This window comes from Streptomyces sp. GL_140, from assembly GCF_057834465.1.
This window is the reverse complement of sequence record NZ_CM174404.1, coordinates 6,531,525-6,552,994: the sequence shown is the minus strand read 5'-3', so window position 1 is coordinate 6,552,994 and position 21,470 is coordinate 6,531,525. Positions and strand designations below refer to the sequence as shown.

Sequence of the window (21,470 nt, the reverse complement as noted above, 5' to 3'; positions counted from 1 at the left end):
GCCGTTCTCACCACTACCCAGAGTGAGGGCAACGGGCGCGTAAAGCCAGGGGTATTCGGAAATTGTGGACACAAACATGGTTGTGAATAACGCCATCACTCCGAAGAGTGACGGTCTACCGCCGGAGCCCCCGGAACCGGGAAGCGCAGCTCGTTCCGCTCGATCTTCGCGGCGAGCGCATCCAGCACATCAACCCCGAGAACCTCACAGAACTGCAGCAGATAGGCAAGCACATCGGCCACCTCATCGGCCACCCTGTGCGCGGATTCCGGTGCTTCCATGACCTTTGCCGACTGTTCCGGCGTCAGCCACTGGAAGATCTCGACCAGTTCGGCCGCCTCCACGCTCAGCGCCACCGCCAGGTTCTTGGGCGTGTGGTACGGCTCCCACCCGCGTGCCGCCGCGAACTCGGCGAGCCGCCGCTGGAGCAGACCCAGCCGCTCACAGCCCCGCTTCGAGTCACCCGCACCCTGCTCTTCACCTGTGGCGCGCCCGTCACCCATGCCCTGCTCCTCGCTCATGACCTCAGGTCTACCACCGAGACGCCCGCGGTCCCCCGGGCGGCCTCCGCGCAGGCCTCGCCGACCGAGGCGGCCAGGCGGACCTGGCCGCGCCCGCACGCCAGTACCGCCAGCCGCAGCAGCTCGGCGCTCTGGCGGCGGTCCAGGTCCCGGTCGAACCCGTCGGCGAGGACCGTCATGGTCTGGCGCGCGGACAGCAGCTCGGCCGGCTGGTCCATGTCCAGCACCCCGGGCCCGGTCAGCAGGACCAGCGCGAGGGCGAGGAAGCGCAGTTCGCCCGCGCCGAGCCGGGCCAGTTCGGTCGCGGGCCGGTCGGGGCCCCGGTCGAGCAGGCCGGTGACCGGGCCGCCCTCGGGGGCCCGCACCTCCAGCCCCGCCACCCACCCCGCGCACCCGCTGCGGGCGGCCTCGGTCAGCAGCCCGTAGCGGGTGCCGCACTCCAGGCGGGTCCGGCGCAGCACGTCGGCCAGGTTGGCGCAGTCCCCCAGCAGCCGGCCCTCCCCCGGCCCGGCCGGCTCCCGCATCCGCTCCGGGCGGGGGTCGCAGGGGAACACCGACCGCAGCGCGACCACCACTTGCTCGGCGGCGGCGAGCACCCGACGCTGCCCGTCGGTGGCTCCGGCCACGCGCAGCGGGAGCAGGGCGGTGCCGAGCCGGTCGTCGGGCAGCGGGGCCCTGGTGACCCCGGCGGCCCCACCGGTCAGCCAGGCCGCCTGGACGGACCGTCGCCCGGGGTCGCGCAGGGCGGTGCTCAACAGGATCTGCCCGTCCACCGAGAGCCGTTCACCGACGATCCGCAGCGCGGGCTCCGCCTGCACGGCGAGGTCGAGCCGGACCGGCCCGGCGGGTCCGTCGACGGTGCAGCCGATCCGGAACCCCCGGCGCCGCTCGGCGTCGGGCAGCGCCAGATCCGGGATCCGGGCGCGCGGCTCGGGAAACACCTCGTCCAGCGTGGCCCCGGCGCCCAGCGCGGCCAGCGCCGCGTAGGCCTCCAGGGCCTGCGATTTGCCGCTCCCGCTGGGTCCGGCGAAAAGGGTGACGGCCCCCAGCGCGAACCGGGCCCCGCGGTGCACCCCGTAGGCGGACAGCCGTAATTCGGTGACCACGGGCCTCAGGTACGGCCCGTCGGAGGCGCCACAGACATCAGCGGCAACGGAAGCGGGAGCGGGAGCAGCAGCAGCAGCAGGAGGAGGAGCAGGAGCGACAACGGAAGCAGGACCAAGACCAGGGGGAGGAACAGGAGGAGAAACAGGAGCAGCAGCCGCAGCGGCCGGAGGCGGGGTCATGCGCGGGACGGTACGGCCCGCCGGACCCCCCGTGGGTCCGGCGAACCGTTCCGCCCGCGGGACCTTCCTACGATCGGGGGACGGCCGCGGCCGCGATCCCCTCCACCTCGGTCCCGATGGGCGCCAGCAGGAAGACGTTCCGGTCGACCCGGTGCATCCCGCTGCCGAGCCCGAAGACCACGCCGCTGCTGAAGTCCAGTATCCGCTTGGCGACTTCGCTGTCCGCGCCCGTGAGGTCCAGCAGCACCGGGATCTGCGCGATCAGGTACTCCGCCACCTCCCGCGCGTCGGCGAAGACCTGGACCCGGATCACCACGAAGCGCCGCTGCTCCGCCGCGGACGCTCCCGGCGCCGTGGGGATCGTGCGGTGGTCCACCCGGGAGGGCCACTCGTTGCGACTGCGCAGGGGGACCACCTGTGCGAGCCCCTCCCACTGTTCGTCGGTGACGTCGTACCTGCTCACCAGGCCGCCTCGGCCTTGCGCTTCATGTGCATCCCCCCATCCTCTCGCGTTTCACCCGTTCAGCCCAACACCGACACGAGCCACCCGGCGCCCCCTCGCGGACTACCCCCCACCCTCCGGATAAGTTAGGTTAGGCATGCCTAAGTATCATGCCCAGGCAAGCCGCGCACGCCACTCGGGACGACGGAGAGATCCTCATGCACCTGCCCATGCCCACCGACGCCGAGCGAGTCCGGTCCATCCTGACCGCCGCCCACTCCATGACCGTCGTCATCGACGGGCAGCGCACCGAGATCCGCCACCTGGACGGCACCGACCCCCTCGGCCGGCTGCACCTGCACCCCGCCGAACCGGGCGGCTGCGCCGAGCACCGGCCCGCGATCCGCATGGAGTTCACGGACATCGCGCCCACCCCGGTACGGGACCGCGCGCGGGCCCGCGTCACGCTGCTCGGGCGCCTCCTGACCCCGTACGCGGACGAGAGCGCCGACGCCACCTGCGTGGAATTCGACCGGGCCGTCCTCGAAACCTCCGACGGAGTCCGCTCGTACGTCGGCCTCGAAGAGCTGGACGCGGCCTGCCCCGACCCGCTCGCCCCGTACGAAGCCGGCATGCTCACCCACCTCGTCGACGACCACGCCGAACTCGTCACCCTCCTCCTGCGCCTGGTCCGGCCCCAGGACGGGACCCAGGCCCCGGCACCGGCCCCGTCCGCCGTCCTGCGCGCCCTGCCGGTCACGATGGACCGCTACGGCATCACCCTGCGGCTGGAGGAACGGCGCGGCCACCGCGACGTGCGGCTCCCCTTCCCTTCCCCGCTGGACGACGTGGAGCAGTCCGGGGCGCAGATCCAGGCCCTCTTCAGCGCGGCCCGCCGCCGCTCCCACCGCAACACCCTGCCCGCCTGAGCGCGTTGCCCCGACCGCCTGGGACCCCGCACCCGCACCCGCACCCGCTCCCGCCCCGCAACACGCGCGTGCCGCCGGAGCGGTTCGCTCCGGCGGCACGCGCCCCCCTTACTCCCTTCCCCCTCAGGACGTGATCGGCGGCGCCGCCCCCCGGTCCCCCACCGGGCCGAGGGACGGGCCGACCGCACGCAGGGCTCCCGGTGTGCGCCCCTCGCCCCAGCCGATCTCGCGCCGGTAGCTGCCGAGCAGGCCGCGGCCGACGAGCCCGGCCTCGTCCCGTACGGCCGGGTCCTCGGGGAGCGGGCGGGTCAGCGGGGACACGAACAGCGCGTCCACCGGGCAGTTGGCCTCGCACAGGAAGCAGGTCTGGCAGTCCTGCTGCCGGGCGAGCACGGGAATCCCCTCCGGCCCCCGCTCGAAAACGTCGGTCGGGCACACCTCCACGCACTTGTCGCAGGCTATGCATCGCTCTGCCGAGACCAGTTCGATCATGAGGCCGGCTCCGTCGTGCGCGTCCATACCCGGTCGAGTCCTCCGGTCACGATCCGGTGGTGCTGTGCCGGGTCCTGGTCCGGATGGTCGAGCCGACGGGCCATGCCGCGGCTCTCGGTGCGGGCCAGCGCCGAGGCGTACATCCAGCGGGCGTGCGCCGTCATGGCCGCGGCCTGCCGGGCCCTGACCAAGTCGGCTCCCTCGCCGCGCAGGGAGCCGCGCAGCTGCGCCCAGGCCCCGTCGAGCGTGGCGAGGGAGGCGGCGAGGACATCGCCGTGGCGCAGGTAGTTCTTGTCGTACGGGAGCACTTCGTCCTGGACGAGCCGTACGAGTTCTCCGGTGTCCCGGTGTCCGTGGACGGGCCCGGTGTCCCCCGTCGGGCGGAGCCCCGCCCCGCCCGCCCCGGTGACCGGTCGGCAGGCGGCCCGCCCCGAGGCGAGGGAGCGGGAGAACCGGGCCGCCCCGGCCCCCGCCCAACTGCCCGAGGACATCGCCCAGGCGGCGTTGTGACTGCCGCCTCCGGTGAATCCCCCACAGATCTCCTCGCGGGTGGCCGCGTCCCCGGCGGCGTACAGCCCGGGGACCGCGGTGGCGCAGTCGTCCCCGGTGATCCGGATCCCGCCGGTGCCCCGTACGGTCCCCTCGGCCAGCAGTGTGACGGCGAAGCGGTCGGTGAACGGGTCGATGCCGAGCCGGTCGAAGGTGAGGAAGAAGTTCGGCTGCGCGAGCCGCATCGCGGCCTGCGCGGTGGCGTCGGCCCGGTCCAGGCGGGCGAGCACCTTGCCCCCGTCGAGGAGCTCGCGGGCGATGACGGAGCGGCCGCCGAGGCTGGCGGCGCCTTCCAGGACACTGCCGTCCTCCCGGTAGAAGGTGGCGAAGGTGTAGAAGGCCGTCTTCGTGACGGAGGTGCCCTCGGGGGCGATCCCGTAGGCGTTGGAGAATTCCATCCCGGACAGCTCGGCCCCGGCTTCGGCGGCCAGCAGCGCCCCGTCCCCGGTGTTGGTGTTGGTGCCGAGCGCGCCGCTGAGGAAGGCGCAGCCGCCGGTGGCGATCACCACGGCTCCGGCCAGCACCCGGTAGTGCTCGCGGGCCTGGCGCCGGTAGCCGGCGGCGCCCGCGACGGCGCCGTCCTCGTCGGTCAGCAGCTCGGTGACCGGACTGTGGTCGAGGATCCGGACCCCGGCCCGGCGGATCCGGATGCGCATGCGGCGCATGTACTCCGGGCCCTGGAGGCCGTTGCGAAGCGGCTGCCCGTCCGGGCCGGTCGGGAAGGGGTAGCGGACCTCGGTGGCCAGCTCGTTCATCCGGTCGTACGTCTCGTCGAGGACCCGGGACATCCAGCGCCGGTCGGCCAGGTATCCGCCGAGCCCCTCGCGGCTGGCCATCGCGGCCTCGCGGGCGGCGGGCTCGGGCGGGACGTACCAGACGCCGGTGCCGCCGGCGGCGGTGGCGCCGCTGGTGCCGCAGTAGCCCTTGTCGGCCAGGACCACCGAGGCCCCGGCCCGGGCCGCCTTGAGGGCGGCCCAGGTGGCGGCGGGCCCACCGCCGACGACGAGCACGTCGGCGAGGTGGTCGGTGGGGCGGTCGGCGGCGTGATCGCTCACGCCCCGGCTCCGGCTCCGGCCGCCGTCGCCGCTTCCACCGCCGCCGTGTAGCGGTTGGCGGGGCGGGCCAGCCCGTAGTTCTCGCGCAGGGTGGCGCCGGTGTACTCGGTGCGGAAGAGGCCGCGCCGCTGGAGGATCGGCACGACGTGGTCGACGAAGTCGGTGAGGCCCGTGGGCAGGACGGGCGCCATGATGTTGAACCCGTCGGCGGCGCCCTGCGTGAACCACTCCTCCAGCTGGTCGGCGATCTGCTCGGGCGTCCCGGCGAAGACCCGGTGGCCGCGACCGGCGCCGAGCCGGGCGATCAGCTCGCGCAGGGTCAGGCCGTCGCGGCGGGCCAGTTCGGCGACGAGCGTGAACCGGCTCTTGTTGCCGTTGATGTCCCGCTCCTCGGGAAGCTCGGGCAGCGGCCCGTCGAGCGGGTGGCCGGTGAGGTCCGTGCCGAGCATCCCGGACAGCTGGGCCAGCCCGTACTCCGGCACCTGGAGGTCGGTGAGCTGCTGCTCCAGGGCCTTGGCCTCGGCCTCGGTGGAACCGATGACGGGTGCGATGCCAGGCAGGACGAGGAGGTCGGACTCCGCGCGGCCGTACTTGGCGAGGCGGGACTTGAGGTCCTTGTAGAAGGTCTGGCCGTCGGCGAGCGTCTGCTGGGCGGTGAAGACGGCCTCGGCGTACTGGGCCGCGAACTCCTTGCCGTCCTCGGAGGATCCGGCCTGGACGAGGAGCGGGTGTCCCTGGGGGGAACGGGGGACGTTGAGCGCTCCGGCGACGCCGAAGTACTCGCCCCGGTGGGCGGCCGGGTGGAGCTTGTCGGTGTCGGCGTAGATGCCGCGCTCCTTGTCGAGGACGACCGCGTCGTCCTCCCAGCTGTCCCAGAGCTTGGTGGCCACGTCCAGGAACTCGCGGGCCCGGTCGTAGCGCAGCCGGTGCTCCAGGTGTTCCTCCTGGTTGAAATTGCGGGCTTCGTCGAGGGTGCCGGAGGTGACGATGTTCCAGCCGGCCCGGCCGTTGCTGATGTGGTCGAGGGAGGCGAACTTCCGGGCCGTGTGGAAGGGCTCGTTGAAGGTGGTGGAGACGGTCGCGATCAGCCCGATGTGCTCGGTGACGGCGGCGATGGCGGAGAGCAGCGTGAGCGGCTCGAACCCGCCGAGGGCGTTGTAGCGGGCCTTGCCCCAGAGGGCGAGCCCGTCGGCGAAGAAGATCGAGTCGAGCCGTCCGCGCTCGGCGGTGCGGGCCAGTTCCTGGAAGTAGCGCAGGTCGGTGATGCGCTCGGGGCTGCTGTCCGGGTGGCGCCAGGCGGCGTCGTGGTGGCCGGCGTTCATGAGGAAGGCGTTGAGGTGGAGGGTCCGGGGTGCGGTCGTCATGTCGTTTTCCTCGGTCGGATGGTGGCGTGCGGCGGGGGCGGCGGCGGGCCGCAGGGGCGGGCGGCGGGCCCGCGGAAGAGTGCGGCGGGCCCGCGGAAGCGTGCGACCGCGGGCCCGCGCGGGGTCAGGACGGGACGCGCCAGAGGCTCAGGCGGCGTTCCACCGCGACGAGGATCTGGTTGAAGGCCACGCCGATCGCGGAGATCGTGACGATGCCCGCGTACATCTGCGGGATGGCGAAGTTGAACTGCGAGGCGTTGATCAGGTAGCCGAGCCCCGCCTTCGCGCCGATCATCTCGGCGGCCACCAGGACCAGGATGGACACCGCCCCGGCCAGCCGGATCCCGGTGAAGATGGTGGGCACCGACGCCGGCAGGATCACCTTCTGGAACAGCCTGGGCGTGGACAGGTCCATCGACCGCGCCAGTCTGACCAGCGTCGGATCGGCGTTGCCGACGGCGCTGATGGTGTTCAGCAGGATCGGCCAGACGCAGGCGTACACGACGATCGAGACCTTCGAGGTCTCCCCGATGCCCAGCAGCAGCACGAACACCGGCAGCAGCGCCAGCGCCGCCGTGTTGCGGAACACCTCCAGCAGCGGTCCGAGCAGCACGGCCACCGGCCGGTACCAGCCGATCAGCAGTCCGAGCGGGACCGCGACCACCACGGCGATGCCGAAGCCGCCGAACGAGCGGACCAGGCTGGCCTGGGTGTGTTCGGCGAGCTGTCCGTCGCCGAGCAGCTCCCACCAGGCCTTGGCGACCTCGCTGACCGGCGGCAGGAACGTGGCGTCGACCAGTCCCAGCCGGGGCGCCGCCTCCCACACCGCGAGCAGGGCGATGATCGCCGCCGAGCGCAGCGCCACGGCTCGCAGCGCGTGCAGGAGGCGCAGGGCCCGGGCGGGGACCGAAGTCGGCGCCGACGCCGAAGACGGGGCCGGGCTCCGTGTCTCCGAGGGCGCAGGGCTTCGTACGACTGTTTCCGCTTCTTCCGTTGCCGCGTCCGCTGCTTGCGCGGTCGTCTCCACCACGGTGCTGCTCATACGGTGGCCTCCTCCTTCTCCAGTTGCTGGGCGCGGGCCACCTCGTCGTGGAGCAGGGTCCAGATCTCGTGGCGGTATCGGGCGAACTCCGGGCTGGACCGCAGGTCTTCGCCGGTCGCCCCGGCGTTGCGGTCTCCGAAGGACACCGGGACGACCTCCTTGATCCGTCCGGGGCGGGAGGTGATGACGGCCACCCGCTGCCCGAGGTAGACGGCTTCCTCGATGCCGTGCGTGATGAACACGATGGTCTTTCCGGTGCTCTGCCAGATGCGGCGCAGCTCGTCCTGGAGGGACTCGCGGGTCTGCGCGTCGAGCGCGGCGAAGGGTTCGTCCATCAGCAGGACGTCCGGGTCGTACGCGAGCGAGCGCGCGATGGCGACCCGTTGGCGCATGCCTCCGGACAGCTCGTGCGGGTGCCGGTCCTCGAATCCGGTGAGCCCGACGAGGTCCAGGAACTCACGGGCCCGTGCGGTTCGTTGCCGGCGAGGGACGCCGGTGGCCTCCAGGCCGAATTCGATGTTGCCGAGCGCGGTGCGCCAGGGCAGCAGCGCGTACTGCTGGAAGACGATGCCCCGGTCCAGCCCCGGCCCGGTGACCGGCTTGCCGTCGAGCAGGATCCGGCCGGAGGTGGGGCGGGTCAGGCCGCCGAGCAGGTCGAGGAGGGTGGACTTGCCGCAGCCGCTGGGGCCGACGACGACCACGAACTCCCCCGCCTCGATCTCCAGGTCGATGCCGTCGAGGGCGGTGAACTCCCCCTTGTCCCTGCGGCCCTTCTTGTCCTTCGTCGGGAAGGTCTTCGTCACGGAGTCGAACACGATCTTCGCCATGGCAGCGCCCCCTCAGCCCTTGCCCTGGTCGTTGAACTCGTTGGTGTAGAGGTCGCCCGGCTTGAGCTGGCCCTTCTTGATCTCGCCGCGCTCGCCCAGCCAGTCGATCCAGAGCTGGAACTCCTTGTCGGCGATCCGCCCGCCGGTCTCGGCGACCCCGAAGGAGCGCCAGTACTTCAGGGTCGCGGTGTCCTCGTTGCGGCCGCGCTTCTTGACGATCTCGGTCATCCGGGCGATGACCTCATCGCGCGGGGTGGTGCGGGACCATTCGATGGCCTTGCCGACACCGGTGGTGAAGGTCCGTACGGTGTCCGGGTTCTCCTTGATGAACTTCTGGGTCATCACGTACGAGCCGGCGCTGAAGGAGCCGAGCAGTTCGAAGTCCTTGAACAGCGGGCGGATGCCGCCGGTCGCGAGCGCCTTGTCCCGCAGGACTCCACTGAGGACACCGACCTCGATCTGTCCCTGCCGCAGCGACTGCTCGGTGTTGACGGGCGGCACCACGAGGGCCTCGACCTTGGCGGCCTCGGCCTTGGGGATCCCGTTGCGCTCCAGGTAGATGTCCAGCAGGGCCTGGGCGTGGGCGCCCAGGGTGTTCATGCCGACCTTCTTGCCTATGAGGTCACGGGGGGAGCGGATCGGGCTGTCCTCCAGGACGTAGTAGCCGAGGTAGGTGTCCTTGTCGGAGCCGTAGTAGGAGGTGACGGCCTTGATCTGGGCCTTGCTCGCGGCGAGTTTGACGATCGCGCCGTTGAAGGCACCGCCGAAGTGGGTCTGGCCGGTGGCGGCGGACTGGATGTCCTGCGGTCCGCTGATGGTGTTGCCCACCCAGTCCAGGGTGAGGTCCCCGAGGTAGCCGAGGTCGGCGGCGAGTTCGGGGAGGGTGACCGAGCCGACGGCGCCCTGGTACTTCAGGGACGTGACCTGGCTGCCGCGGGCGCCGGTGGCGGTTGCCGTGCCGCAGCTCACCGCGGCCGCCGAGATGCCGAGCAGGGTCAGGAACTGGCGTCGGGAGGTGCGGGTCGTGGTGAAGGCTGCGGGCATGACGATTCCTTGTCGGGCTAATCGGGCTGATCGGGCAGTACGGAGGTCAGTGCGCGGTGGTGAGGGCGGCGGACTCGGCCGCCCGCAGGGCGCCGGCGAACTCGTCGACGGCCTGGAAGAGGTCCAGCTCCGCCTCCGGCCGCAGCCGGTCGGGGCCGGCCCCGCGCTCGACGGAGGAGTCGAGGACGAAGCGACCTGCGGTGACGTGCCGGGCGCCGAGCGCGGTGAGGACGGGGCGCAGCGCGTAGTCGATGGTCAGGACATGGGCGAGGCTGCCGCCCGTGGCCAGCGGCAGCACGGTCTTCCCGGCCAGCCCGTCCTGCGGGAGCAGGTCGAGGAAGGCCTTGAGCAGCCCGGTGTACGAGGCCTTGTAGATGGGGGTCGCGATGACTATCCCGTCGGCTTCGGCGACGGCTTCGACGGCCCGCCGGATCTCCGGCTCGCCGCGGCGGGCGGAGAGCAGGTCGGCTGCCGGGAGCTCGCGGACGGCGAGGTGGGCGGTGTCGAAGCCGGCGTGGTTCAGGCGGCGCAGCACGTGATCGGCGACGACAGCGGTGCGGGAGTTGGTGGAAGGGCTGCCGGTGATGGCGAGCAGCTTGGGCACGGAGCGCTCCTTGGGTGGCGGGGACTGCGGGGGCACGGGGCCGAACAGGTCAGGAGACGGTGACGGGGGACTCGGAGCCGGAGGCCTCGGAGTCCGAGTCGCGGGAGGCTCCCGAAGCGATGCCGAAGGACGGCGCGGGGACGGCCTCGGGGCTGATCAGCCGGGACGGGACCCCGTCGGGGCCGACCGGGATCTCGCCGTCGACCGTCACGCGGCGCAGCGTGCGCTCGTGGTCGTCGGAGTCGTCGACCCCGTAGTGCTGGGTGGCGCGGTTGTCCCAGATCGCGACGTCACCGGCCTGCCACTGCCAGCGGACGGTGTTCTCGGGGAGCTCGATGTGGGCCTGGAAGAGGTCCTGGAGGAGGCGCGAGTCGCGGCCGGTGAGTCCGTTGATCCGCTGGACGAAGTTGCCGAGCAGCAGGGTGCGTTCGCCGGTCTCGGGGTGGACGCGGACCACCGGGTGCTCGGTGAGGAACTTGGTGGAGGTGAAGACCTCGCGGTACTGGACGAGCGCCTCGGGAAGCGCCTCGGGCTTCAGGGCCGCGTAGTCGTACTCGTTGGAGTGCACGGCGCGCAGGCTGTCGGCCAGGACGCGCAGCGGCTCGGGAAGGTGGGAGTACGCGGTGGCCGTGTTGGCCCACAGGGTGTCGCCCCCGTAGGGCGGGATGGTGACGGCGCGCAGGATGGAGAAGGCGGGGTAGGCGGGGACGAAGGTGACGTCCGTGTGCCACTGATTGGCGCGCGCTCCGTGGTGTGAGTCGATGCCGAGGGCGTAACGCCCGTCCGCGGAGGGGACGGTGGGGTGCGCGACGGGCGCGCCGAGCAGCTCGGCGAAGGCCTCGTGCCCGGCCTCGTCGAGGTGGTCCTGGCCCCGGAAGAAGACGACCTTGTGGGTGAGGAGCGCCGCCCGGATCCCGGCGACGGTGCCGGCTCCGAGCTCGCCGCCGAGGCGGACCCCGCCGATCTCGGCGCCGATCCGGCCGCCGATCCTGGTCACGGTGAGGTCGGTGCGGATGGCAGTGGTCATGATGGCTCCTTGGGTGTTTCCGCGGCGGAAGATCGGGATACGGCGGGGCGGGAAGCCCGTGGGCTGCCGCCCGGACCGGGTCGCCGGGCCGGGCAGGGCCGAGGCGGTGGCCGGTGACGGGTGGCCGGTGACGGGTAGCGGTCGGGCGACTGATGACGGGGCGCGCACCGGCAAGCGGTGGACGCCGGACCAGGGACGGTGAGCTACGGACCGGGGACGGCGGACCGGGCACCTCGGACCGGGGCCGACGGATGCCGGACCACGGACGGCGACCCGGGTACGACGACCCACGGACGACGGGCCGGGGATGGCGGGAGGACGGCGGAAGGACGGCGAACGGCGACTGACGGCGCTCAGCGCACGGCCGACGGCCGCGGACGCCGACGGGCACCGGCGGTCCCCGGAAGGGGCGGCCTGGAGCCCGGCGGCCGGAGGCGGCCGGGAGCGGCGGGAAGGGCGCTCGGAATCAGAAGAGGCGCGGGGCCGGACAGCGGCCCTGACACTCGCCCGGCGCGGTACAGAGGCCGGTGGTGTGGAGCCGCGGGGCGAGGAACTCGATCGCGGACATGTCCCGGAGACTGCCAGCGCCCCCACGGCCGGTCAACCCCGGTCCACGACCCGATCCCGTACCCCCGGGCCACCCGTCGAACCACCTCCGACCTGCCCTTTCACCCGGTCCCGGCGCTTCGGTCACGGCCGAAAACCCATGGCCTGATTTCATGCGGCCGCAACGCACCCGCCATGCCCGGACAACGCCCGGACAACAGCCGGGGCAAGGACCCGGGCGACGGAACCGGCCAGCGCGGGTGACCGGAAAACGTCCGACCGGTAGATCAACCACGGTCGTAGGCTGGCCCGATGGCTCTAGTCGACCTCAGCTCCCCCGACGGGGAGTTCAACGCGAACCCCTACCCCACCTACGCAGAGCTCCGCGCGGCCGGCCCCGTCCACCAGGTCACGGGCGCCGCCGGCTGGCCGATCTGGCTGGTCGTGGGCTACGAAGAGGCCCGCCAAGCCCTGGGGCACCCGCTTCTGGCCAAGAATCCCAGCGCCTTCGGCGAGTTCGACAAGGCACTGCTCGGGGCGACCAGCACCAACATGCTCGAATCGGACCCGCCCCACCACACCCGGCTGCGCAAGCTGGTCTCCCGGGAGTTCACCCCGCGCCGCGTCGAGGCCCTGCGCCCCCGCGTCCAGCAGGTCACCGACGAGCTCCTCGACGCGATGGAGGCGGATCCCTCCCGGTCCGCCGACCTGATCCAGGCGCTGGCCCTCCCGGTCCCGATGACCGTCATCTGCGAGCTCCTGGGGGTCCCCGACCTCGACCGGGAGCAGTTCCACGAGTGGTCCAGCCGGATCGTGTCCGCTCCCATCGGCAACGCCGAGCAGCTCGGCCCGGTGTTCGAGGCGATGACCGCCTACCTGGTGGGCCTGCTGGCCGACAAGACCGAGAAGCCGGGCGACGACCTGCTCAGCGCCCTGATCCGGACCCGGGACGAGGACGGGGACTCCCTCTCCCCCGACGAGCTCGTCGGCATGGCCTACCTGCTGCTGATCGCGGGGCACGAGACCACCGTCAATCTGATCTCCAACGGGGTACGGGCCCTGCTCGCGCACCCCGAGCAGCTCGCGGACCTGCGCGCCGACTACGACGGCCTGCTCGACGGGGCCGTCGAGGAGATGCTCCGCTACGACGGACCGGTGGAGAACTCGACCGCCCGCTTCGCCACCGAGGACCTGGTCCTGGGCGGTGTGACCATCGCGGCGGAGTCCACCGTCCTGGTCTCGCTGGCCTCCGGCGACCGCGACGGGGAGCGGTTCGCGGATCCGGACACCTTCGACATCCGCCGCGCCTCCCAGGGCCACCTGGCCTTCGGGCACGGGATCCACTTCTGTCTCGGCGCGCCGCTGGCCCGGATGGAGGCCAGGATCGCCGTCCGCTCCCTGCTGGAACGGTTCCCCGACCTGGCCGCGGACCCGGACGCGGGGCCGCCGGAGTGGATCCCGGGCACGCTGGTGCGCGGTGTCACCAGGCTCCCGGTGCGCTGGTAGCCCCGGGGTGTACGAATCCGGCTCCCCGGCGGGGGCTCCCGGCCACCTCGGGACCCCCGCGGCGGGCCGCTCTTTCGTGCTACCACGAGTCTCACTTGAGAGGGAGAGATCACATCCAGTGGTTATAGGCGCACTCAGTGAACGGCCCCTAACATTCGAGCCATGACGGTCCTGCCTGATGACGGGCTCTCCTTGGCCGCCGAATTCCCTGACGCGACGCATGAGCAGTGGCAGCGCCTGGTAGAGGGCGTGCTGCGCAAGTCGGGCAAGGAAGTTTCCGGCGAGGCAGCGGAAGACGCGTTGTCCACGAAGCTCGAGGACGGGCTCACCACCCGCCCGCTGTACACCGCGCCCGAAGCCGCGCCGGACACCGGTTTTCCGGGGTTCGCGCCCTTCGTACGGGGAGGCAGCGCCGCGGGCAATGCCGCCTCGGGCTGGGACGTGCGCCAGCGGATCGCCGGCACCGACCCCGTACGGGTGAACGAGGCGGCCCTGGCCGACCTGGAGAACGGCACCACCTCGCTGTGGCTGGCCGTGGGCGACGCGGGCCTGCCCGCAGCCGGGCTCTCCCGCGCGCTGGAGGGGGTCTACCTCGACCTCGCCCCCGTCTCCCTCGACCCCGGGGCCCAGTACGCCGAGGCCGCTCGGGCCTTGCTCGCGCTGTACACCGAGCGCGGGGTGGAGCCCGGGGACGCGCACGCTTCCCTGGGCGCCGACCCGCTGGGCCACGAGGCCCGTACGGGTGAGGCCCTGGACCTGGCGGGAGCCGCCGCGCTGGCCGCGGAGACGGCCGCCGGCTGGCCGCACGTACGCGCCCTGACCGTCGACGCCCTGCCCTACCACGAGGCGGGCGGCAGCGCCGCCGAGGAGCTGGGGCTCTCGCTGGCCACCGGGGTCGCGTACCTGCGCGCCCTCACCGGGTCGGGCCTCGGCACGGAAGCCGCCCTGGGGCAGCTGGAGTTCCGCTACGCCGCCACCGCCGACCAGTTCCTCACCATCGCCAAGCTGCGCGCCGCGCGCCGCCTCTGGGCCCGGATCGCCGAGGCCTGCGGGGCCCCGCAGGCCGGAGCCCAGCGCCAGCACGCCGTGACCTCGCCCGTGATGATGACCCGCCGCGACCCTTGGGTGAACATGCTGCGCGCCACCGTCGCCTGCATGGCGGCCGGCGTGGGCGGCGCGGACGCGGTCACCGTGCTCCCCTTCGACCAGGAGCTGGGCCTGCCCGACGCGTTCGCGCGCCGCGTGTCCCGCAACACCTCCACCATCCTGATGGAGGAGTCCCACCTGGCCCGCGTGATCGACCCGGCCGGCGGCTCGTACTACGTCGAGCAGCTCACGGACGAACTCGCCCACGCCGCCTGGGAGTTCTTCCAGACCGTCGAGAAGGCCGGCGGCCAGGCCGCCGCCCTGCGCTCCGGGCTGGTGGCCGAACGCCTCGCCGCCACCTGGGCGGAGCGGTCGAAGAAGCTGGCCAAGCGCCGCGAACCCATCACCGGAGTCAGTGAGTTCCCGCTGCTCTCCGAGAAGCCGCTGGTACGGGAACCCGCGCCGGCCCCGCTCAGTGGCGGACTCCCCCGCGCCCGCCGCGACGAGGCGTACGAGGCCCTGCGCGCCCGCAGCGACGCGCACCTGGCGGCGACGGGCAAGCGGCCCACGGTCTTCCTGGCCGCGCTGGGCCCGGCGGCCGCCCACACCGCCCGCGCCACCTTCGCCTCCAACCTCTTCCAGGCGGGCGGCGTCACCCCGGTCCACGACCCGGTGTCGGTGACCCCCGAGACGGCCGCGGCGGCCTACGCCGCGAGCGGCGCGGACGGCATGGCCGTGCTGTGCTCCAGCGACGCGCTGTACGAGGAGCAGGCCGTGGCGGTGACCGAGGCGCTGCGCGCGGCGGGCGCGACGACCGTGTTCCTCGCGGGCAGGCCCGGCACCGCCGCGGAGGCCGTGGACGAGTACGTCTTCGCCGGCTGCGACGCGGTCGCCGTGCTGTCCTCCGTACTCGACCGGATGGGAGTGTCGTCTTGAGCAGCACAGGGATCCCCGATTTCTCCGAACTCCCGCTGGCCGGCGGGGCCCCGGCCTCCGGTTCCGAGGACCAGTGGCGCACGGCCCTCAAGGAGTCCACCGGCTCCGGCGCCGCCGAGCTGCTGTGGGAGACGCCCGAGGGCATCGGCGTGCAGCCGCTGTACACGGGCCGGGACCTGGAGGGCCTGGACTTCCTGCGGACGTACCCGGGCGTGGCCCCGTACCTGCGCGGCCCGTACCCGACGATGTACGTCAACCAGCCCTGGACGATCCGGCAGTACGCCGGCTTCTCCACGGCCGAGGAGTCCAACGCCTTCTACCGGCGCAACCTCGCGTCCGGGCAGAAGGGGCTGTCGATCGCCTTCGACCTGCCGACGCACCGCGGCTACGACAGCGACCACCCGCGCGTGACCGGCGACGTCGGCATGGCGGGCGTGGCGATCGACTCGATCTACGACATGCGCCAGCTCTTCGACGGCATTCCGCTGGACAAGATGACGGTGTCGATGACGATGAACGGCGCGGTGCTGCCGGTCCTCGCCCTCTACATCGTGGCGGCGGAGGAGCAGGGCGTCTCCCCCGACAAGCTCGCCGGGACCATCCAGAACGACATCCTCAAAGAGTTCATGGTCCGCAACACCTACATCTATCCGCCGAAGCCCTCGATGCGGATCATCTCGGACATCTTCTCCTTCACCTCGGAGAAGATGCCGCGCTACAACTCCATCTCGATCTCCGGCTACCACATCCAGGAGGCCGGGGCCACGGCCGACCTGGAGCTGGCGTACACCCTCGCCGACGGCGTGGAGTACCTGCGGGCCGGGCAGGCCGTCGGGCTGAACGTGGACGCCTTCGCCCCGCGCCTGTCGTTCTTCTGGGCGATCGGGATGAACTTCTTCATGGAGGTGGCGAAGCTGCGCGCTGCCCGCCTCCTGTGGGCGCGCCTGGTCAAGCAGTTCGACCCGAAGAACGCCAAGTCCCTTTCCCTGCGCACCCATTCGCAGACCTCGGGCTGGTCGCTCACGGCCCAGGACGTCTTCAACAACGTGACGCGCACCTGCATCGAGGCGATGGCGGCCACCCAGGGACACACCCAGTCCCTGCACACCAACGCCCTCGACGAGGCCCTGGCCCTGCCGACGGACTTCTCGGCGCGCATCGCCCGCAACACCCAGCTGCTCCTTCAGCAGGAGTCGGGGACCTGCCGGACCATCGACCCGTGGGGCGGCAGCGCCTACGTGGAGAAGCTGACCTACGACCTCGCGCGCCGGGCCTGGCAGCACATCCAGGAGGTCGAGGCGGCCGGCGGCATGGCGCAGGCCATCGACGCGGGCATCCCCAAGCTCCGCGTGGAGGAGGCCGCCGCCCGCACGCAGGCCCGGATCGACTCGGGCCGCCAGCCGGTGATCGGCGTCAACAAGTACCGGGTGGCGACCGACGAGCAGATCGACGTCCTGCGGGTCGACAACTCATCGGTGCGCACGCAGCAGATCGAGAAGCTGCGCCGGCTGCGCGAGGAGCGCGACGAGGCACACACCCAGGACACCCTGCGGGCGCTGACGAACGCTGCCTCGCGCGGCGAGGGCAACCTCCTCGCGCTGGCGGTGGACGCGGCGCGCGCGAAGGCGACGGTCGGTGAGATCTCGGACGCACTGGAGAAGGTGTACGGGCGCCACGCGAGCCAGATCCGTACGATCTCGGGTGTGTACCGAACCGAGGCAGGCGAGTCCCCGTCCGTGGAGCGCACCCGCGCGCTCGTCGACCGCTTCGAGGAAGCGGAAGGCCGGCGCCCGCGCATCCTGGTCGCCAAGATGGGCCAGGACGGGCACGACCGCGGCCAGAAGGTGATCGCGACCGCCTTCGCCGACCTGGGCTTCGACGTGGACGTCGGCCCGCTGTTCCAGACGCCGGAGGAAGTGGCCCGCCAGGCCGTCGAGGCGGACGTCCACGTGGTGGGCGTCTCCTCGCTGGCGGCCGGCCACCTGACCCTGGTGCCGGCGCTGCGCGAGCAGCTGGCGGCGGAGGGCCGCGAGGACATCATGATCGTGGTGGGCGGGGTCATCCCGCCGGCGGACGTCCCCACCCTGCTGGAGATGGGCGCGGCGGCGGTCTTCCTGCCCGGCACGGTGATCCCGGACGCGGCGCACGACCTGGTGACGCGGCTGGCCGCGGACCTGGGCCACGAGCTGTAGCCGCCGTGCCCAGGATCGACATCGAGACCTACGTCAAGGGCGTTCTCGACGGGAGGCGTGCGTTCATCGCGCGCGCGATCACCCTCGTCGAGTCCACCCTGCCCGCCCACCGGCCCCTGGCGCAGCAGCTCCTGACGGAGCTCCTGCCGCACTCGGGGCGGGCGCGCCGGATCGGCATCAGCGGGGTTCCGGGCGTGGGCAAGTCCACCTTCATCGACGCCTTCGGCACGATGCTGACGGGGCTGGGGCACCGGGTGGCGGTCCTGGCCGTCGACCCGTCCTCGACCCGTACGGGCGGCTCGATCCTGGGCGACAAGACCCGGATGGAACGCCTGTCGGTGGATCCGGCGGCCTTCGTCCGCCCCTCCCCCTCGGCGGGGACCCTGGGCGGCGTGGCCAAGGCCACCCGGGAATCGATGATCGTGATGGAGGCGGCGGGCTACGACGTGGTCCTCGTCGAGACGGTCGGCGTCGGCCAGTCGGAGACCACGGTCGCCGGCATGGTCGACTCCTTCCTGCTGCTCTCCCTGGCCCGTACGGGCGACCAGCTCCAGGGCATCAAGAAGGGCGTTCTGGAACTCGCCGACGTCCTGGCCGTCAACAAGGCGGACGGCCCGCACGAGCGGGACGCGAAGTCGGCGGCCCGCGAACTGTCGAGCGCGCTGCGCCTGATGCACCCGGCCGACGCGTCCTGGACCCCACCGGTCCTTACGTGCAGCGCGCGGGAGTCGAAGGGCCTGGACGAGATCTGGAACCGCCTGGAGCAGCACCGTCTGCTCCTGGACACCAACGGCCGCCTCACGGCGAAGCGGGCGGCCCAGCAGGTGGAGTGGACCTGGTCGATGGTCCGCGACGAACTCCTGGAGCGCCTGCGCTCCAGCCCGGCGGTACGGGACCTCGCGCCCGACCTGGAGTCGGCCGTCCGCGCAGGCACCCTGACCCCCACCCTGGCCGCGGACCGCCTCCTGGCGGCGTTCACGGACGAACCGGCCCCGGCCGCACCCGCCAGCCCAGCCGCACCCCCCAACCCGGCCGCACCCCCCAACCCCGCGGTACCTCCCAGCCCCGCCGCACCTTCCAGCCCGGCCGCACCCCCCAGCCCCGCCGGCGTTTGAGGCGCGGGGTCCGGGGCGGAGCCCCGGGAAACGGCGAAAGGGCGGGGCGGGGAGAGCTCCGCGCAGCGGCCCCACCCCCGCACCGCCCACCGTCGGCCCAGCCCCGGCCCCGGCCTCAGGCGGAGACGAGCACCGGCCCACCCGCGGCCAGCGCCTGCCGCAACACCCGCACCCGCGCCTCGGTCTCCCCCTCGGCGAGCAGCGCCGCAAGCACCGCGACCCGCGCCTGGGGCGCCCGCAGCGTCCCCGTCGGGACGGCCCCGGCCGCCACCAGGTCCACCGCACCACCGTGCGTGTAGATCTCCGTCACCGGCCCGGCGGCGACCCGCGTGGTCAGAGCCACCAGCACGCCCGCCGCGATCGCCGCCTTCACCGCTTCCACGATCTCCGGCGTCGCGTTGCCGGCCCCCGTGCCGACCAGCACGATGCCCTGCGCCCCCGCCGCCACCGCGGCGTTCAGCAGCACCGGGTCGCCGCTCGCGTGGTGCATCACCACGTCCACCCGCGGCGGAACCTCCGGCATGCCCGGCAGCGCCAGCGGCTCGGGGCGGACCGGCGTGCGCAGCACGGTCACCTTTCCGAAGCCGACCTTGCCCAGCAGTTCCTTCGAGGGGTCGGCGAACGCGTCCAGCGCCACCGCCTGCGTCTTCACGGTCCCGCGCGCCGCGTGGACCCGTCCGGCGAACGTGATCAGGACACCGAGGCCGCGCGTGGTCGACGCGGTCAGCAGGGCATCGTAGAGATTGCCGGGGCCGTCCCCGTCAGCCGCGCCCATGGGGCGCTGGGATCCGGTGAAGACGACGGAGCGCGCGTCGTGGTGGTGCAGGTCGACGAAGAACGCCGACTCCTCCAGGGTGTCGGTGCCGTGGGTGACCACGATGCCCTCCACGCCGGGGTCGGCGAACACCTCGTGCACGGTGCGCAGCAGGGTGAGCTGGTGGGCGGTGGTCAGTCGGGGGCTGTTCACGCTGTACAGGTCGACGACCTCGATGGTCACGCCTTCGGGCAGCGGCGCCGTCGCCATGACCTCGGCCCCGTCGGCATCGGCCGCGAAACCGGAACCCTGCCAGCGGCTGGCTATCGTCCCGCCGGTACTGATGACGACGATGCGTCCCACTTCGGCCGCCCTTCCCTCATACGTGCACAGCTCGTACATATTTTCGGCAAAACGCAATAGTAGGCCGATCTACGCGCAACGCGATTGCTACTTTGACCCCAGCCGTAACACTGGATAAGCAATAATTGCGTGATGGATGCCATTGACAGAGATATCTTGCGCGAGCTTCAGGCCGATGGCCGGCTCAGCAATCAGGAGCTGGCTCAGCGCGTGGGCCTGACCCCCTCCCCGTGCATGCGCCGGGTGCGCCAGCTCGAACAGGACGGGGTCATCCAGGGCTACCGCGCGATGATCGCCCCCGAGGCGGTGGGCCGCGGCTTCGAGGTGCTGGTGTCCGTGGAGGTCCGCCGCGACCGCGAAGCCGTGGAAGCCTTCGAAGCCGCCCTCCAGGACATTCCCGACGTGATCGAGGCCTACCGCCTCTTCGGCAGCCCCGGCTGCCTCCTGCGCATCGCGGTCGCGGACCTGCGCGCGTACGAACGCCTCTGGATCGAGAAGCTGACCGCGCTCTCGGGGGTCACCGAGGTCAACTCCCAGATCGTCATGAAGCGCATCAAGCCCCACACCGGCCTGCCGGTGGACGGCTGAGCCGGTCTCCCCCGCCGAACCGGCCCATCGGCGGGACGGGTCAGCCGCGCAGGGCCAGTCGGCGCAGCAGGGCATGGGCAACGCCCGATGTTGGCCGCTCCGCACCCGTCCTCTAGAGTCACCCTCAACGTCTACACGAACGTAGACCTCCCCGAGCTGCCGCACCCTCTCGGCCGGGCGAACCAACCCCAGGGACGGACGAATTGAGCACCATCGACATCGGCCAGGCAGCGATCCTCGGCATCGTCGAAGGGGTCACCGAATTCCTGCCGGTCTCCTCCACCGGCCACCTGAAGATCACCGAAGGGCTGATGGGCATCCCGGTCGACGACAAGGCCGTCGTCGCCTTCACCGCCGTCATCCAGGTCGGAGCCATCGCCGCGGTCCTGGTGTACTTCTTCAAGGACATCGTGCGGATCGTGCGCGCGTGGGGGCGCGGCCTGGTCGACCGCGAGGAGCGGTACCACCACGACTACAAGTTCGCCTGGTGGGTCATCTACGCCACCATCCCCATCGTGGTCGTCGGGCTCGCCGCCAAACCGCTCATCGAGAGCACCCTGGCCTCCCTCTGGGTGGTGGCCGGTTCCCTCATCGTCGGCAGCGGCCTCATGTGGGCCGCCGACCAGATCGGCCGCCACAAGCGCGGCGAGGACGACACCTCCTTCAAGGACGCGATGCTGGTGGGCTGTTCCCAGATCCTCGCCCTCCTCTTCCCCGGCTTCTCCCGCTCCGGCGCCACCATGTCGACCGGCCTCCTCCTCGACCTCGAACGGGTCGCCGCCACCCGCCTCTCCTTCTTCCTCGGCATCCCCGCCCTGACGGGCGCGGGCCTCTACGAGCTGAAGGACGCGGTCGGCGCCGGCGTGGACGCCCTCCCCCTGGCGGTCGGCACGGTGGTCTCCTTCGCCGTCGCCTACGCCTCGATCGCCTGGCTCCTCAAGTTCGTCGCGAAGCACTCCTTCAACGCCTTCGTCATCTACCGCATCGTCGTGGGCGTCCTGCTCTTCGGCCTCCTCGGCGCCGGAGTCCTCACCCCCTGACGGCTGCTCCTCACCGCCTGACGACCGTTCCTCACCCCCTGACGGCCGGTCCTCGCGCCGTACGAGACGGGAGGCCCGGGGGACGGACGGCGCCTGACCCGGGCGCCGAGGCCGGTGGCCGGCCGGTACGAAGCCCTTCTGCTTCCGGGGTCGCGCCCGCCG

At 72.2% G+C, this 21,470-nt stretch carries 19 protein-coding genes; 7 read left to right on the top strand and 12 right to left on the bottom strand.

The window, feature by feature from the left end; genetic code table 11:
• Positions 1 to 95: 95 nt before the first annotated feature.
• From AC3IYJ_RS30740 to AC3IYJ_RS30730, 3 genes are all read right to left on the bottom strand, one after another.
• Entirely contained in the window at positions 96 to 521 is a 426-nt protein-coding gene (locus AC3IYJ_RS30740) for a nucleotide pyrophosphohydrolase (RefSeq protein WP_489397772.1), read from the bottom strand.
• Positions 518 to 1,807, bottom strand: coding sequence for an AAA family ATPase (locus AC3IYJ_RS30735; protein ID WP_489397771.1), 1,290 nt, complete (start codon positions 1,805 to 1,807; stop codon positions 518 to 520). The genes AC3IYJ_RS30740 and AC3IYJ_RS30735 overlap by 4 nt, the downstream gene beginning before the upstream one ends.
• A 67-nt stretch (positions 1,808 to 1,874) precedes the next feature.
• Positions 1,875 to 2,270 carry a cell division protein SepF gene (locus tag AC3IYJ_RS30730; RefSeq protein WP_489397770.1) on the bottom strand — a complete coding sequence of 132 codons (396 nt, stop codon included), beginning with the start codon at positions 2,268 to 2,270 and terminating at the stop codon, positions 1,875 to 1,877.
• 197 nt (positions 2,271 to 2,467) lie between these two features.
• Between AC3IYJ_RS30730 and AC3IYJ_RS30725 the strand changes: the two genes are divergently transcribed.
• The gene (locus AC3IYJ_RS30725) at positions 2,468 to 3,178 is read left to right on the top strand and encodes a DUF2470 domain-containing protein (protein ID WP_489402974.1); all 711 of its coding nucleotides are present in this window, start codon (positions 2,468 to 2,470) and stop codon (positions 3,176 to 3,178) included.
• A gap of 123 nt (positions 3,179 to 3,301) precedes the next feature.
• On the opposite strand, the gene AC3IYJ_RS30720 is transcribed toward AC3IYJ_RS30725, so the two are convergent.
• From AC3IYJ_RS30720 to AC3IYJ_RS30685, 8 genes are all read right to left on the bottom strand, one after another.
• Complete coding sequence (locus AC3IYJ_RS30720; protein ID WP_489397769.1) at positions 3,302 to 3,697, bottom strand: 4Fe-4S dicluster domain-containing protein; 396 nt, start codon at positions 3,695 to 3,697, stop codon at positions 3,302 to 3,304.
• Complete coding sequence (locus tag AC3IYJ_RS30715) at positions 3,667 to 5,274, bottom strand: FAD-dependent oxidoreductase (protein ID WP_489397768.1); 1,608 nt, start codon at positions 5,272 to 5,274, stop codon at positions 3,667 to 3,669. The genes AC3IYJ_RS30720 and AC3IYJ_RS30715 overlap by 31 nt, the downstream gene beginning before the upstream one ends.
• Entirely contained in the window at positions 5,271 to 6,638 is a 1,368-nt protein-coding gene (locus tag AC3IYJ_RS30710) for an LLM class flavin-dependent oxidoreductase (protein WP_489397767.1), read from the bottom strand. The genes AC3IYJ_RS30715 and AC3IYJ_RS30710 overlap by 4 nt, the downstream gene beginning before the upstream one ends.
• A gap of 124 nt (positions 6,639 to 6,762) precedes the next feature.
• Entirely contained in the window at positions 6,763 to 7,680 is a 918-nt protein-coding gene (locus AC3IYJ_RS30705) for an ABC transporter permease (protein WP_489397766.1), read from the bottom strand.
• Positions 7,677 to 8,507 carry an ABC transporter ATP-binding protein gene (locus tag AC3IYJ_RS30700; protein WP_489397765.1) on the bottom strand — a complete coding sequence of 277 codons (831 nt, stop codon included), beginning with the start codon at positions 8,505 to 8,507 and terminating at the stop codon, positions 7,677 to 7,679. Before AC3IYJ_RS30700 ends, AC3IYJ_RS30705 begins: the two co-directional genes overlap by 4 nt.
• Before the next feature lie 12 nt (positions 8,508 to 8,519).
• Positions 8,520 to 9,551 (bottom strand): ABC transporter substrate-binding protein, encoded by a 1,032-nt coding sequence (locus AC3IYJ_RS30695; RefSeq protein WP_489397764.1) that lies wholly within the window; start codon positions 9,549 to 9,551, stop codon positions 8,520 to 8,522.
• 46 nt (positions 9,552 to 9,597) lie between these two features.
• Positions 9,598 to 10,155 (bottom strand): NADPH-dependent FMN reductase, encoded by a 558-nt coding sequence (ssuE, locus tag AC3IYJ_RS30690; protein WP_489397763.1) that lies wholly within the window; start codon positions 10,153 to 10,155, stop codon positions 9,598 to 9,600.
• A 49-nt stretch (positions 10,156 to 10,204) separates the two neighbouring features.
• Positions 10,205 to 11,182 (bottom strand): TauD/TfdA dioxygenase family protein, encoded by a 978-nt coding sequence (locus tag AC3IYJ_RS30685; protein WP_489397762.1) that lies wholly within the window; start codon positions 11,180 to 11,182, stop codon positions 10,205 to 10,207.
• An 858-nt stretch (positions 11,183 to 12,040) separates the two neighbouring features.
• Here AC3IYJ_RS30685 and AC3IYJ_RS30680 point away from each other — a divergent pair.
• From AC3IYJ_RS30680 to meaB, 4 genes are all read left to right on the top strand, one after another.
• The gene (locus AC3IYJ_RS30680; protein WP_489397761.1) at positions 12,041 to 13,234 is read left to right on the top strand and encodes a cytochrome P450 family protein; all 1,194 of its coding nucleotides are present in this window, start codon (positions 12,041 to 12,043) and stop codon (positions 13,232 to 13,234) included.
• A 162-nt stretch (positions 13,235 to 13,396) separates the two neighbouring features.
• Positions 13,397 to 15,256, top strand: a complete 1,860-nt coding sequence (locus tag AC3IYJ_RS30675; RefSeq protein WP_489397760.1) for a methylmalonyl-CoA mutase family protein — start codon at positions 13,397 to 13,399, stop codon at positions 15,254 to 15,256.
• Entirely contained in the window at positions 15,253 to 17,448 is a 2,196-nt protein-coding gene (gene scpA / locus AC3IYJ_RS30670) for a methylmalonyl-CoA mutase (protein ID WP_489397759.1), read from the top strand. The genes AC3IYJ_RS30675 and scpA overlap by 4 nt, the downstream gene beginning before the upstream one ends.
• A 5-nt stretch (positions 17,449 to 17,453) precedes the next feature.
• Complete coding sequence (gene meaB / locus AC3IYJ_RS30665) at positions 17,454 to 18,563, top strand: methylmalonyl Co-A mutase-associated GTPase MeaB (protein WP_489397758.1); 1,110 nt, start codon at positions 17,454 to 17,456, stop codon at positions 18,561 to 18,563.
• Between the two features lie 115 nt (positions 18,564 to 18,678).
• Here meaB and AC3IYJ_RS30660 read toward each other — a convergent pair whose 3' ends face one another.
• Complete coding sequence (locus AC3IYJ_RS30660) at positions 18,679 to 19,680, bottom strand: asparaginase (protein WP_489397757.1); 1,002 nt, start codon at positions 19,678 to 19,680, stop codon at positions 18,679 to 18,681.
• A 132-nt stretch (positions 19,681 to 19,812) separates the two neighbouring features.
• Here AC3IYJ_RS30660 and AC3IYJ_RS30655 point away from each other — a divergent pair, with 132 nt between their 5' ends.
• Entirely contained in the window at positions 19,813 to 20,268 is a 456-nt protein-coding gene (locus tag AC3IYJ_RS30655; RefSeq protein ID WP_330299085.1) for an Lrp/AsnC family transcriptional regulator, read from the top strand.
• 203 nt (positions 20,269 to 20,471) lie between these two features.
• Entirely contained in the window at positions 20,472 to 21,308 is an 837-nt protein-coding gene (locus AC3IYJ_RS30650) for an undecaprenyl-diphosphate phosphatase (RefSeq protein ID WP_489397756.1), read from the top strand.
• Positions 21,309 to 21,470 lie beyond the last annotated feature (162 nt).

Excerpts from the sequence above, each read along its gene's own strand:
- AC3IYJ_RS30710 (WP_489397767.1), bottom strand. The coding sequence starts at position 6,638 with ATGACGACCGCACCCCGGACCCTCCACCTCAACGCCTTCCTCATGAAC.
- AC3IYJ_RS30735 (WP_489397771.1), bottom strand. The coding sequence starts at position 1,807 with ATGACCCCGCCTCCGGCCGCTGCGGCTGCTGCTCCTGTTTCTCCTCCT.
- AC3IYJ_RS30740 (WP_489397772.1), bottom strand. The coding sequence starts at position 521 with ATGAGCGAGGAGCAGGGCATGGGTGACGGGCGCGCCACAGGTGAAGAG.
- AC3IYJ_RS30700 (WP_489397765.1), bottom strand. The coding sequence starts at position 8,507 with ATGGCGAAGATCGTGTTCGACTCCGTGACGAAGACCTTCCCGACGAAG.
- AC3IYJ_RS30675 (WP_489397760.1), top strand. The coding sequence starts at position 13,397 with ATGACGGTCCTGCCTGATGACGGGCTCTCCTTGGCCGCCGAATTCCCT.
- AC3IYJ_RS30725 (WP_489402974.1), top strand. The coding sequence starts at position 2,468 with ATGCACCTGCCCATGCCCACCGACGCCGAGCGAGTCCGGTCCATCCTG.
- AC3IYJ_RS30720 (WP_489397769.1), bottom strand. The coding sequence starts at position 3,697 with ATGGACGCGCACGACGGAGCCGGCCTCATGATCGAACTGGTCTCGGCA.
- AC3IYJ_RS30695 (WP_489397764.1), bottom strand. The coding sequence starts at position 9,551 with ATGCCCGCAGCCTTCACCACGACCCGCACCTCCCGACGCCAGTTCCTG.
- AC3IYJ_RS30680 (WP_489397761.1), top strand. The coding sequence starts at position 12,041 with ATGGCTCTAGTCGACCTCAGCTCCCCCGACGGGGAGTTCAACGCGAAC.
- AC3IYJ_RS30655 (WP_330299085.1), top strand. The coding sequence starts at position 19,813 with ATGGATGCCATTGACAGAGATATCTTGCGCGAGCTTCAGGCCGATGGC.
- AC3IYJ_RS30685 (WP_489397762.1), bottom strand. The coding sequence starts at position 11,182 with ATGACCACTGCCATCCGCACCGACCTCACCGTGACCAGGATCGGCGGC.
- AC3IYJ_RS30705 (WP_489397766.1), bottom strand. The coding sequence starts at position 7,680 with ATGAGCAGCACCGTGGTGGAGACGACCGCGCAAGCAGCGGACGCGGCA.